Below are 12,956 nucleotides of genomic sequence, written 5' to 3' on the forward strand. Positions count from 1 at the left end.
CATAGAAACCTAATGTTGTAATTAGGTATATATGGTAAAAAATGATTAATTCGTACTGTCTTTCTAAGAGTAATATACGATCATATTTTCTCCCCCTTATCTCTTTTACGTGTTGCGTAAAAAAAAGTTTCATACAGGATGCTTCCTGTTGTTAATTATGTAGCTTCTGTAATCGAATTAGCACAGTTTTTTCTATAGTCATCTTTATGTAGAAGGTAGTACTCTACTAACGGTAAATGTAAAAAATAATATATTTTAGTGAGAAAAACATGGTAAAGCATCTATATAAAAGGTTGACAATTATTTGAATATCTTTATAGTAGGTAGTATAATAACTACTAGAGGGAGTAAGAAGTGGAAGAAATTTATAACGAACTTCAAAAGTTGGGTTTTTCTAAATATGAATGTAAAGCTTATATAAGCTTGCTAAAGAAATCTCCTAGTACAGGATATGAAATTAGTAAGCTTTCAGGAGTTCCACGATCGATGATATATGAAGTGATAGGTAAATTGTTAGATAAGGGTGCGGTATATAAAGTGCCTTCTGATCCAGTGAAATATACTCCTGTACCTGCTAAGGAATTAATTACAAGGTTTAGGAGCCAATTTGAACAGTCATTTGATTACCTAGAAAAAAATTTAATGACATTAGAAGGAGAACGCGAAGCAGATGTTATTTGGCATATCCGTAGTGACGAACTAGTTATATCGGAAATAGTTGATTTAATTGGCAATGCTGAAAAAGAACTATGGTTATCAGTATGGGAGCCACAAACTCCTATGATACAAGAAGCTGTCGATCAACGTCATGAAGAAGGCGTTAAAATCTTTACTATTTTATTCGGTAATCAACATTTACAATTAGGTTCCACTTATCATCATAACTACATGCCACCAGAAGTTGTGAAAGAAAGAACAGGTGGTCATTTAACAATTGCTGCTAGAGATGAAGAAGAGGTAATCATAGCAAATTTTTCTGAAGAAACAACTGCTTGGGCAGTCAAATCGAAAGATCCTGCACTTATATTAGTCGCAACTGAATATATTAGGCATGATATTATGATTGAAGAAATCACTCGTAAATTTGGTGAGGATAAATTAGATTCACTATGGAGAAAGGACAATGACCTTCTGCATGTTGTAACAGGAAAGCGGTTCAAATGAATTGGGCCGCCTTTTTTACACACGAATTATTAGTAGTTAGAAAGATAACAGCTAATATTAAGTTGTTATGTAAACTTGTGAAAGGAGAAATGTGATGCCTAGCATAAATGTTGAACAAAAAAACATATCCCAGAGAAAAAAACTCCAAAATAGTAACTTGTTCTTAAAAGGGTCAAGGGTTGCTCTACCAATAGCGATTGGTTATTTTCCGATTGCAGTTACATTCGGAATGATTGCTGTTCAATCAGGTTTGTCGCTATGGCATTCAACCTTTATGTCAATCGCAGTCTTTGCTGGTGCAAGTCAATTTATGGCAGCCGGTATGGTGATGGTCAATGCAACTGTAATCGAAATTATTGTAGCTACATTTGTCCTTAATTTTCGTCATTTCATTATGAGTATGTCATTCATAAATAAACTAAACCATATTCCTATTAAGTGGAAAGCTTTGTTATCTTTCGGTATAACAGATGAAACATTTTCAGTATTTTCATTGCAAGGGAAAGAAAAAGATGCCACAAATCAATTTTTTATTCTAGGCATATTTGCAACAGCGTATTTATCATGGATAGCAGGGACTCTAGTTGGTGGACTTTTTTCAAGCATTTTTCCACCGGTTATTAGTCAAGGTATGTCCGTCGGTCTCTATGCAATGTTCATTGCCCTAGTAGTACCAGTAGCGCGGAAATCAAGGTTAGTATTGAGCATCGTTGTAATAAGTATGGTCATTTGTACATTTGCGTCAATGATTGTAAGCTCAGGTTGGGCTATTGTCATAGCTACACTTATAAGTAGCCTCATAGGTGTATTTTTCAAAGAACGAGAATTTATACAACAAAATAGCTAGTAAACTAGCATTGATCAAAGGATACCCAATCACATTAGAGTAGGTTATTAAATGTTATCAATGATAGAAATGAGGTTTGTAGATGATATGGAGATATTATTAATCATTATTGGTATGGCAATTGTTACATTTATACCTCGTGTTATCCCAGCATTTGTAATTAATTTTGTTACATTTCCCGATTGGGTTAATCGTTGGTTATCATATATCCCATATGCAGCATTGGGGGCACTGATTTTCCCAGGAATTTTAACAATTCAAGAAGATAATATATTTATTGGCTTAACCGGAGGAATTGTTGCTGTATTATTGTCGTTATTACGTTTACACATTTTGTTAGTGTTAACAGGTTCAATCGTAGCTGTCGTTTTCATGTTAATAATTATGTAGTCTCTTTTCGGAAGCTTTAATGGGGAGGTGGATGAGGTTTTATCCGAGCCCCATAAAAGTAGAAAAGGTGTCACGAACAATGAGAGTAAGAAAACGCAAAAAAGGTGGATACAATCTTGTTCCACCTTTTTGTTGTTTTCAAGTAAGTTATTTTACAACACGTAATACTACATCGATATTACCACGAGTAGCTTTTGAATACGGGCAAACGTGATGAGCTTCTTGAATTAATTCCTTCGCCACATCAACTTCTACACCAGGAATCTTCACATCAAGTTGAACTGCTAATTTAAATCCGCCAGCTGGATCGTTTCCAATGGATACTTGTGCAGTTACTTGAGTATCTCCAATTGCCATCTTTTTATTACGAGCAACTAATTTTAATGCACTTTCATAACAAGCTGCGTATCCTGCTGCAAATAATTGCTCTGGGTTAGTTCCACTTCCACCAGGACCTTGAAGCTCTTTCGGCATGCTTAAATCTAATTGAATAGCCCCATCACTTGAAGAAACCTTTCCTTCTCTTCCACCTTGAACTGTAGCTTTTGCTGTATAAATTGCTTCCATTTTTCATTCTCCTTTATATTAAGTGTTACACAATTTAGTTGTGCACAATTTAATTTTGTAATACTAATATAACTGTAAAAATTTTATTTGTCAACAGTTTTTATTTATATTTTGGAAGGGGTTATTGTGTCATCAAGAATCATTATGTGCTGTTCAACATGTAAATATTCAATATGTTTCTACGATATAAATAAGTAGGTTTTTCTGAGTAGTTGACAATTAATGTTTAAAAAGATAATTTTATTTGTAAGAAATAAATTGTGCACAACTTTTTTGAAATGTAGGTGGGAATAATGAACAATGATGATTTACTTAAATTAGATAATCAACTCTGTTTCTCTGTTTATGCCTTATCTAGAGAAATTACTAAAATGTACCGACCATTATTAGATGAGCTTGGCATAACATATCCTCAATATCTTGTTTTACTTGTACTGTGGGAAAGTGGAGAGAGCACAGTGAAAGAATTAGGTGAACAGTTGTTTTTAGATTCTGGGACTTTAACTCCCCTATTAAAAAGAATGCAAGATGGAGGGTTGATCGTTAGAGAAAGGTCAAGTGTTGATGAAAGAAGAGTATTAATTAAATTAACCGAGGGCGGGAAACTTTTACAAGAAAAAGCTATTTGTATACCAATGTCATTAATTGATAATGGTGAGATGTCATCTAATGAATTGGTTAGTATGAGGAAACTAGTTCAACAGCTACTTAATCAAGTACATCAAGTGAATACAAAAAAGTAGTGATCATTAAACACACAATTTTAAGAAATGTTTAAATTAAAATGTAATGATATTTAACCACTTGCATTAATGTAGATTTTTGATAAAATAATTTTCAAACTTATATATTTATTAAACGATGAAGGATCAATAGTAACTGAAAATGTTTTAAGCGAATCAGGGATGGTGGAAGCCTGATAAAAAATCAGTGAAACGGCAATCTGGAGTTAATTTTCCAAAGAGGGTACTTAATTATTAGTATCAACTAGGGTGGAACCGCGGGAGACAAACTCTCGTCCCTAGGCGCTATTCGCCGAGGGATGGGGGTTTTTTGTTTTTTCTCAATCTACAGGAGGAATAGTAATGATATAAAATATGGGCGTTATGAAGTGTAAAAACTTATTAATTTCCATAGAAAAACACATTTTTTGAAGGAGTGTCTAACTATGTCAGTAACAATGGATCAGGTTGTAGCACATGCGAAACATCGGGGGTTTGTTTTCCCAGGTTCAGAAATATACGGAGGTTTAGCTAATACATGGGATTATGGACCACTAGGTACAGAGTTGAAAAATAATATTAAAAAAGCTTGGTGGAATAAATTTGTTCAGCAGTCACCTTATAATGTAGGACTTGATGCTGCCATCTTAATGAACACAAAAACATGGGAAGCATCTGGTCATTTAGGAAATTTCAATGATCCGATGATTGATTGTAAAAAATGTAAAGCAAGACATCGTGCCGATAAGTTAATTGAAAATGCACTTGAAGACAAAGGGATTGAACTGGTAGTTGATGGGCTTCCATTTGAAAAAATGGAAGAATTGATGACTGAGCATCAAATTACATGTCCAGATTGTGGAAGTGATGATTTTACTAGTATTCGTCAATTCAACCTTATGTTTAAAACACATCAAGGAGTTACTGAATCAAGTACCAATGAGATTTATCTACGACCTGAAACTGCTCAAGGGATCTTTGTTAACTTTAAAAACGTTCAGCGAACAATGAGAAAAAAGTTACCTTTCGGTATCGCTCAAATAGGAAAAAGTTTTCGTAATGAAATTACGCCTGGTAACTTCACGTTCCGTACAAGGGAATTTGAACAAATGGAAATTGAGTTTTTCTGTAAGCCTGGTGAAGAAATTGATTGGTTTGACTATTGGAAGGAACAGGCTGAACAGTGGCTACTTTCTTTAGGTATGACGAAGGGTCACATTCGTTTGCGGGATCATTCTGATGAAGAATTATCTCACTACAGTAATGCTACAACTGATTTTGAATATAAATTCCCATTTGGCTGGGGTGAGTTATGGGGAATTGCATCTCGTACGGACTACGATCTTAAGCAGCATATGGAACACTCAGGTGAGGACTTCAATTATATTGATCAGACGACAAATGAACGCTATATTCCATATTGTATTGAGCCTTCGCTTGGTGCGGACCGTGTAACATTAGCATTTTTAATTGATGCTTATGAAGAAGAAGCATTGGAAGATGGGACTTCTCGAACAGTGATGCATTTTCATCCTGCTTTAGCACCTATTAAGGCTGCAATATTGCCATTATCAAAAAAACTATCCGATGAAGCAAAACAAGTATTCCAAGATCTTGCTAAAGACTTTATGGTTGATTACGATGATGCTGGCTCGATTGGGAAACGTTATCGTCGACATGATGAAATTGGAACACCATACTGTATCACATATGATTTCGATTCGAAGGATGATAACATGGTAACCGTTCGTGATCGCGATACAATGGAACAACAGCGTTTACCGATTAATGAATTAAAAAGCTTCCTAGAAGAAAAAGTTAGATTTTAATAGAAAAGCGAAGTCGACTGACCAGCCTCGACAAGCACTGGAGGTATTTCATTAGAAGGTGCTCTTTACCTTTTGATGAAATGGCGAAGTGACCTCGAGAGGCTAGGAGGCGTAGCTGGACAGGTAGAAAAGCGAAGTCGACTGACCAGCCTCGACAAGCACTGGAGGTATTTCATTAGAAGGTGCTCTTTACCTTTTGATGAAATGGCGAAGTGACCTCGAGAGGCTAGGAGGCGTAGCTGGACAGGTAGAAAAGCGTAAGCGCCTTGTTCATCCCCGACAAGCGCTGGAAGCATATCGCTTGAAGTCGCTTTTTGACTTCATAAGAAATGGTGAAGCGACTCGAGGGGATAGGCGCAGTAGCTGGACAGATAGGAAAAGCGAAGGCGACCCAATTTCACCAAAACCAGCCCACGCCCTGTGGGCAACGGTGGAATCCAAAAACACCAGAAGGTGCATTTTACCTTCTGGTGTTTCTTTGTAACCGACGAGGGGTGGGCATTAGCTTAAAAATTTATAAAAAGCGGAAGCCACTGTTTTGGATGTAATCAAGAGCCAAATAGTAAGTAAAGAATTTCAATAAATGAAAGGGTAATCCTTTAGTCAAGTTACTTAAGATTCAGGAATGATAGTAACTGCAAGTGTTCGAACTGGAATATCTTCTTCATTACGATCGTTAGCATGATTGTAGTATTTAGTTATTAATGTATTGAGGTCGCTTTGAAATTCTAAAAACTTTTCATCATTTAATTTTAGTTCCACTACCGAAAAAGTAGCACCATCCTCTGAATTACCTTGCTCTTCTAGTTTAGTCAAATAACTTTGATATTGATTTAAAAGTGTCAATTGATAATAGGAAACAAAATCTATTTTTTTTTCATTAGAAATTGTTTTCCATTCTGCAATATTTAATCTAGCTGCATCTTCATTTAAAATGTAATACTTTTCCGAAACAGATTTCACCTTTTTTTCTTTCAATACGCTGATAACATCAGCTTCTAGCATAACTTGTATATGTCTGTATAGTGTTGCTTGGGGTACATCTTTAATGAGCTTAACCATTTCTAATGGCGTAAGTCCATTTTTATTGTTTCGCATAAGCACCTGAGAAATTTTCATTCTTACAGGGTGCATTAAGATTTCTACCTTATTTTTCATATATCTCACCTTTTATTTGTAGTGTGTTTTACTTTCCTAATTTCATTCTCATTATAAATAATAATAATAACATTTGCAATACGCGAAATTGCATGTTATCATTATCAATAATGATAATAAAATTAAGGAGTGATAGTATGAAGTTACATTATGGGCTGGATGAATTAAAAGGTATTGATTTTATGCCTTTGTTACCTGTTATTTTGCCAGTTATAGCATTGAGCACACTATTGGTTTTAATTGCGTTAATTGACTTGTATAGGCATCGAAATACGAGAAAGAACGTACTTATGTGGTCTTTTATTATATTGTTGGTAAATACATTTGGACCGGTATTTTATTTTATTCATGGGAGAAAGGATGGTGAGGTAAGATGAATTTAGAAGTTAACAATGTAACAAAGAAATTTAAGGGTAAATTGGCTGTAAATCATTTCTCAATGGACATAAAAACAGGAGAATGTGTAGGCTTAATAGGCCCAAATGGCGCGGGGAAATCTACATTATTAAAAGTGATATCCGATATTATTTTTCCCAATTCAGGAGAAGTGCTACTAGATGGGAAACATGTTTCAAAAATGAAGAGGGAAATCGGTTATTTACCTCAACATCCAGAATTTTTCCCATGGATGACAGCCGTTGAAACATTAATGTTTATGGGTCAGTTATCTAATGTAAACAAAGAGGAATTAACTAACTTAATACCTAATGTTTTAGAAAAAGTGGGATTGAAAGGAGAAGAAAATGCAAAAGTAGGTACATTTTCTGGTGGTATGAAACAGCGTCTTGGTATAGCTCAAGCTTTGTTACATCGACCTGCACTTATCGTAATGGATGAACCAGTATCAGCTTTAGATCCGATAGGGAGAAGAGAAGTGTTAAATTTGATCGAAGAAATTAAAAAGGAGACAACAGTATTATTATCAACTCATATACTTGCAGATGCTGAAGAAATATGTGATAGATTTATTATTATTAAAAATGGGAAGAAAATAAAAGATACTACTGCGACCAATTTGTTAAGTCAGTATAGTCAAAAGATCTTGAAAGTAGTGATTGATAGAAAGGATCGAAAATGGGTTGAGGTTGTAAAAGCACTTCCCTATGTGAAGGAAGTAGAAGTCACTGGACATACATTGAAAATAAAAGTCGAAAATATAGAAACAAGTAAAGATTTATTGTTAAAAAATGCATTAGAACATGAAGTAAATTTGGTAAAGTTTGAAATTGATAGTGATACATTAGAAGAAATTTTCTTAAGATTGGTGGTGGGAGCATGAATAACTTTATTGTCCTATCTAAAAAAGAATTTGTGCAGATGTTACGTGATTATAAATTGATTTGGCTTCCTCTTATTTTTATCGTCCTAGGGATAACTCAACCAGTAGTCACACTTTTTTTACCATCAATCATTGGATCATTAGGAGGGGAAACAGGTATTACAATTGATCCAAGTATATATACTCAAAGCGGAGGAGAAGTACTTGCAAGCACTTTTGGCTCACAATTTGATCAACTTGGACTTATCATTCTTATCATTTCAACAATGGGTATTATACACACAGATAAAGTAAATGGTATGTTGGCATTTATTTTAACAAGACCTGTTAATATTATTTCATATATCAGTGGAAAGATTATACCAAATTTCTTAATGGCGTCTTTCGGTGTATTGTTAGGGTTCTTTGTTTCTTATCTATATGTTATTTATCTATTTACACATGTTTCATTTTCACGAATGATTATTGCTATGTTATTTTATCTTGTATGGGTACTATTTATTGTCACATTTACAACGATGATTAGTACTATCTTTAACAGTCAAGGAATAATCGCGATTCTTTCCATTGCCTTTCTACTAGGATGTAGAATGATACTCGGTTTGAACCCTAGTATGGATTTTGTTAATCCTGCTATAATGAGCAAAAATGGCATGGAAGTGTTAACTACAGGGTCAATAAGTTCTAGTGCTGCCGGTAATTTGTTCGTAACACTCATATGGGTTGCGCTTATACTTTTTGTCATAAATTATTGGATTTCCAACAAAAAGTATATTAATCGATAGGTGGGCTACAGATAAAAAGTTATGTATTGTCTAGGGTGTGTATTATAAGGGGCTATTTACAAATAATTAAGGGTTTATGCTATACTCATTGTTTTCAGAACAATAGATACTAAACTTTAGTATAGTGTCGATTTTATACCTTTGTACTAAAAGCTGGGGACACCTGTTTCGAATAAGAAGATATTAAAGCGAATGCTAAAATAAATCAGCTTTATTAAGAAGAATTACTTGGAAAGTGGGAATTATAATTTGAGAATAATCGTGAGGAAATTACAGCACATAGTTTGTTATGGTATAAGAAATGATCGCTCAAAAAACATGACTAATCATTTCTTATACCAGATTTTTTCAAACTATGTTATTCGTGGTTGCTCACATTTGATTTGGGTGAACAAATTTCCTTACAGTGAGTGTTTTTCATTTTATTTTACATCTAACTGAAATTTTAGATCATAAAAGGAGAATTATTAAATTGCCCAATTCCCATTACGAAACAGTGGTTCTTTTGTTCCGTCAGGTAATATACCGTCAATATCCATATCAGCGGTACCTACCATAAAGTCTTCGTGAAGTACACTTGTATTTACTCCGTTTTTCTCTAGCTCTTCTTTATCCATCGTAGTGCCAGCCTCGATACATGTTGGGTATGCACTGCCAATAGCTAAATGATTAGAGGCATTTTCATCAAATAATGTATTATAAAAAATAATATTAGAATTTGAAATTGGAGAGTCATGTGGAACTAATGCGACTTCCCCTAAATAATGAGACCCTTCGTCTGTTTCAATAAGACGTTTTAATGTTTCTCCACCTTTTTCAGCTTTGCAGTCAACAATCTTGCCATTCTCAAAGGTTAATGTAAAGTTTTCAATCAAACTACCACGGTAATTAAACGGTTTGGAACTCGATACATAGCCATTTACACCAGTTTTTAGTGGCATAGTAAATACTTCTTCTGTCGGGATATTCGCAATGAAATACGTACCATCTTCATTTTTGCCTCCACCCCCAAGCCAAATATGGTTCGTAGGTAGTTCTATGGTGAGGTCTGTATTAGATGCTGTATAATGTAACGCTTTATATTTCTTTTCATTTAGAAACTTTACACGAGCTTGTAAAGTTTCGTCATGCTCTTGCCATTGTTGAACTGGGTCTTCTAAATCAACACGTGTTGCTTTAAAAATGGCATCCCAAAGCAAGTCTACCTGCTCTTCCTCTTTTGCATCAGGAAATACTTTTGCCGCCCATTCTTTCGACGGAACAGCGATAACAGTCCAACTAACTTTATCTGATTGGATATAGTTTCTGAACTTTTCTAATGCTTTACCTTGTGCTTTTTGTGCAGCAGCGACTCTATCAGGGTTAACACCTTGTAATAAGTCTGGATTTGTAGAAGTAATCGATAAGAATGCTGCTCCATCTTCAGCCATCTCTTCTCGTCCTTGAGCTTTCCAAAGTGGAAACTCTTTAAAAGCTTCATCTGGAGCGAGGTCGTATTTCATTCTTGTAATCGTATCGTCTCCCCATTCAACATGAACATTTTTTGCACCAGCTTCATAGGCTTTTTTAGTAACAAGACGAACAAACTCAACTGTTGAAATTGATGCTGATATATATAGGGATTGTTTTTCTTGAATATTCACACCAATTTTCACAGCTAATTCTGCATATTTTTCTAAATTACGCTGAAAATTTGCCATCATTAGATTCTCCTTTGTCATAATATTTTTTTGGTATGTGAGGACATGATATACTTATGTAAGAAAATGATCCTTTCATCATTGTACACTAACTAAGTTGGGTACGCATAATGAATAGATCGAAGGAAATACAGTTAAGTACTACTGTTTTATTTTCACGAATATTTTCTTATTATATCATTATCTTCCTATAAATTTTCAAATGTCTAAACATATAAAAGTCTGTTTTACATACTAAACAATAATCTCGTATTCAAGCCCTTAAATGATGAAAGCTCGATACAAGTCATCTGTTTTTTTAATATATTTACAATAGCAACAAAGTATACAAAAAAGCTAATAGAAATAAAGAGGTGTCAAATGGTCGGTGTAATGGCTACAACAAAAAGAGAACTAAATAAAAGACTGATGAACAGTCCTGTTGGACCAATTTTATTAATAGCATCTGAAGAGTTTTTATATGAAATTATCTTTGTTTCGTCAAGTACCTTCAATGAAGAGCATTATGATTCAATGAGTAACAATGAAAATAATGATATTTTAAATGAATCTGTAAAGCAACTAGAAGAATATTTTCGTGGACAAAGAATACAATTTGATCTTCCGTTGAAAGTGGAAGGAACTTCATTCCAAAAACAGGCATGGGAAGCACTAACAACGATTCCTTTTGGACATAAGATAAGCTACCAAGAACAAGCTCAAGTGTTAGGTGATCCGAAAAAAGCTAGGGCGATAGGTGGAGCTAATAGTAAAAATTCATTACCTATCATTATCCCTTGTCATCGAGTGATTGGGAAAAATGGTAAACTAACAGGGTTTGCTGGTGGGATTGATATTAAAGAGGCATTACTAAAGCATGAAGAAAAATATAAGAACGTAACTCATCCTTAAGATGGGGAGTTACGTTCTTAGCTATATCCTAACTTTTTTCAGCTACTAAATTTTCTAACGTTTCGATCATATCTTCTAATTTCTTAAAACTTGAAACGATATTTTTAATACGATTATTTTGTTCTTCCATATGTGCCAGTATCTCTTGAGATGAAGCAGAGCTTTGTTGTGTAATGCTTGAGATTGACAAGATTTCATTTGAAATACGGTGACTATCCCCTAAGATTTCGGCAAGCATGTCATTAACTTTCCCAGATTGTTCTTCTACTTCTTCACTCGTATTTTTAATTGTTCTGAAAGTCTCTTGGACGACCTTCATTACTTGCTCACTTTGTAAAATTGCATTTTCTCCGAGATTTGTTTGTTCTGCAGCATGCAGTGTTTTCTCTTGTATACCATTTAAAATAGAAGTAATTTCTGCGGTCGAGTGTCGAGAGTCCTCCGCAAGCTTTCTCACTTCATCAGCAACGACGGCAAAGCCTTTTCCGTGCTCCCCTGCACGAGCTGCTTCTATTGCCGCATTGAGAGCTAGCAGGTTTGTCTGCTCAGAGATACCAGTTATTTTATTTACAATCCCTTCTATCTTATGATTTTGATTGCTTAAGTCATTCATAACAGCTACCGTCGCATTTATTATTGTGTGAACTTTCTCTATTTCTCCGATTAAAACTTCAACATTGTTGTTGCCATTTTGTATCGTTTTCAGTGTCTCTTCTGATAGGTTATTCATATGGTTGGAGACGGATGTTACATTCTCTATAGAGCTATCTGCTGATTGGATAGCTTCATTTATATCAACAACACTAGCAGCTTGACTTTCTATCCCTTTAGTTACCTCTAAAAATGAAACAGTTATTTCTTCAGAAATTCCTTCTGTTTTTTTGGAGTGATTTTCTAAGTCAGTTTCAAATCTATGTAAAAATTCAACTGTAGATTTAATGTTCCTAAGTAAAGAGTCAGTATGTTCCTTCGCTTGTAAAACTTGTTCATAAGTTTCTTGATTTTCTAAGCGCATATGTTTACTAAATACACCTTGAATAATATTTACCAATATAATAAGTATAATCATCGCATCGATACCGATAATATCTGTTTTATTAATTGCAGCAAAAGCAGTAGAATCATGATTCGTCAAAAAGAAATAATTGGATATCGCAATATTTGAAATAGCGGTTAAAATAATAGGTATATAATTTTCATATAGTGAGATCACTGTTACGTATAGAACAACTAGGAAAAACATAATAATTGATGGATCTACACTAAAAACGACATATGTAGTAATAACAGAAGAAAGAACGACTAGATACATCGTATAAAAGATGAATTTCCTTTTTAAAATTAATACAGTGATAATCGTGTTAATAATTAGATCAGGTATGGATTGTATAAGACTTAAGCGTAATCCAGCATGAAAAAAGTTCCATAAAAAAACACATGTAAATGTAAACCATAGTATTGAAATAAGTAGTTTATTTCTTTTTTCAACTAATTCTATGTTTGTCATATGTATGAACCCCCTTACCTAAAATGCCTCTAGGGCTCTTTGATTTTACCATTTTTTATATAATTAATTCATTAAGATATAAATCGGTTTTTGACATATTTGTGACAATAGAATTTC

At 34.1% G+C, this 12,956-nt stretch carries 13 protein-coding genes; 9 read left to right on the forward strand and 4 right to left on the reverse strand.

Annotation, left to right across the window (positions count from 1 at the left end; translation table 11 throughout):
- The first annotated feature begins 354 nt into the window (after window positions 1-354).
- From SLH52_RS00435 to SLH52_RS00445, 3 genes are all read left to right on the forward strand, one after another.
- Complete coding sequence (locus SLH52_RS00435; protein WP_320207341.1) at window positions 355-1,164, forward strand: TrmB family transcriptional regulator; 810 nt, start codon at window positions 355-357, stop codon at window positions 1,162-1,164.
- Between the two features lie 94 nt (window positions 1,165-1,258).
- The gene (locus SLH52_RS00440) at window positions 1,259-2,011 is read left to right on the forward strand and encodes an AzlC family ABC transporter permease (RefSeq protein ID WP_320207342.1); all 753 of its coding nucleotides are present in this window, start codon (window positions 1,259-1,261) and stop codon (window positions 2,009-2,011) included.
- A gap of 51 nt (window positions 2,012-2,062) precedes the next feature.
- Window positions 2,063-2,401, forward strand: coding sequence for an AzlD domain-containing protein (locus SLH52_RS00445; RefSeq protein WP_320207343.1), 339 nt, complete (start codon window positions 2,063-2,065; stop codon window positions 2,399-2,401).
- A gap of 147 nt (window positions 2,402-2,548) precedes the next feature.
- On the opposite strand, the gene SLH52_RS00450 is transcribed toward SLH52_RS00445, so the two are convergent.
- Window positions 2,549-2,968 carry an organic hydroperoxide resistance protein gene (locus SLH52_RS00450; RefSeq protein WP_214482895.1) on the reverse strand — a complete coding sequence of 140 codons (420 nt, stop codon included), beginning with the start codon at window positions 2,966-2,968 and terminating at the stop codon, window positions 2,549-2,551.
- Window positions 2,969-3,261: 293 nt separating this feature from the next.
- On the opposite strand from SLH52_RS00450, the gene SLH52_RS00455 reads away from it, so the two are divergent.
- Window positions 3,262-3,711, forward strand: coding sequence for a MarR family transcriptional regulator (locus tag SLH52_RS00455; protein ID WP_320207344.1), 450 nt, complete (start codon window positions 3,262-3,264; stop codon window positions 3,709-3,711).
- Between the two features lie 425 nt (window positions 3,712-4,136).
- Window positions 4,137-5,519, forward strand: coding sequence for a glycine--tRNA ligase (locus tag SLH52_RS00460; protein ID WP_320207345.1), 1,383 nt, complete (start codon window positions 4,137-4,139; stop codon window positions 5,517-5,519).
- 612 nt (window positions 5,520-6,131) lie between these two features.
- Here SLH52_RS00460 and SLH52_RS00465 read toward each other — a convergent pair.
- Entirely contained in the window at window positions 6,132-6,677 is a 546-nt protein-coding gene (locus tag SLH52_RS00465) for a helix-turn-helix domain-containing protein (protein WP_320207346.1), read from the reverse strand.
- Between the two features lie 137 nt (window positions 6,678-6,814).
- Here SLH52_RS00465 and SLH52_RS00470 point away from each other — a divergent pair, with 137 nt between their 5' ends.
- The 3 genes from SLH52_RS00470 to SLH52_RS00480 are packed head-to-tail and all read left to right on the forward strand — an operon-like array spanning window position 6,815 to window position 8,741.
- Entirely contained in the window at window positions 6,815-7,054 is a 240-nt protein-coding gene (locus SLH52_RS00470; protein ID WP_320207347.1) for a PLD nuclease N-terminal domain-containing protein, read from the forward strand.
- Window positions 7,051-7,956 carry an ABC transporter ATP-binding protein gene (locus SLH52_RS00475; protein WP_320207348.1) on the forward strand — a complete coding sequence of 302 codons (906 nt, stop codon included), beginning with the start codon at window positions 7,051-7,053 and terminating at the stop codon, window positions 7,954-7,956. The genes SLH52_RS00470 and SLH52_RS00475 overlap by 4 nt, the downstream gene beginning before the upstream one ends.
- A complete protein-coding gene (locus SLH52_RS00480) occupies window positions 7,953-8,741 on the forward strand; it encodes a hypothetical protein (protein WP_320207349.1) in 789 nt (262 codons plus the stop codon). The genes SLH52_RS00475 and SLH52_RS00480 overlap by 4 nt, the downstream gene beginning before the upstream one ends.
- Window positions 8,742-9,208: 467 nt before the next feature.
- Here the strand turns inward: SLH52_RS00480 and SLH52_RS00485 are convergent, their stop codons facing one another.
- Entirely contained in the window at window positions 9,209-10,441 is a 1,233-nt protein-coding gene (locus SLH52_RS00485; RefSeq protein WP_320207350.1) for an aminopeptidase, read from the reverse strand.
- Between the two features lie 360 nt (window positions 10,442-10,801).
- On the opposite strand from SLH52_RS00485, the gene SLH52_RS00490 reads away from it, so the two are divergent.
- The gene (locus SLH52_RS00490; RefSeq protein ID WP_320207351.1) at window positions 10,802-11,332 is read left to right on the forward strand and encodes a methylated-DNA--[protein]-cysteine S-methyltransferase; all 531 of its coding nucleotides are present in this window, start codon (window positions 10,802-10,804) and stop codon (window positions 11,330-11,332) included.
- Window positions 11,333-11,360: 28 nt separating this feature from the next.
- Here the strand turns inward: SLH52_RS00490 and SLH52_RS00495 are convergent, their stop codons facing one another.
- Window positions 11,361-12,839 carry a methyl-accepting chemotaxis protein gene (locus SLH52_RS00495; protein WP_320207352.1) on the reverse strand — a complete coding sequence of 493 codons (1,479 nt, stop codon included), beginning with the start codon at window positions 12,837-12,839 and terminating at the stop codon, window positions 11,361-11,363.
- Between the last annotated feature and the right edge of the window lie 117 nt (window positions 12,840-12,956).

The sequence above is a fragment of the Cytobacillus sp. IB215665 genome (assembly GCF_033963835.1).
Lineage (GTDB): Bacteria > Bacillota > Bacilli > Bacillales > SM2101 > Nanhaiella.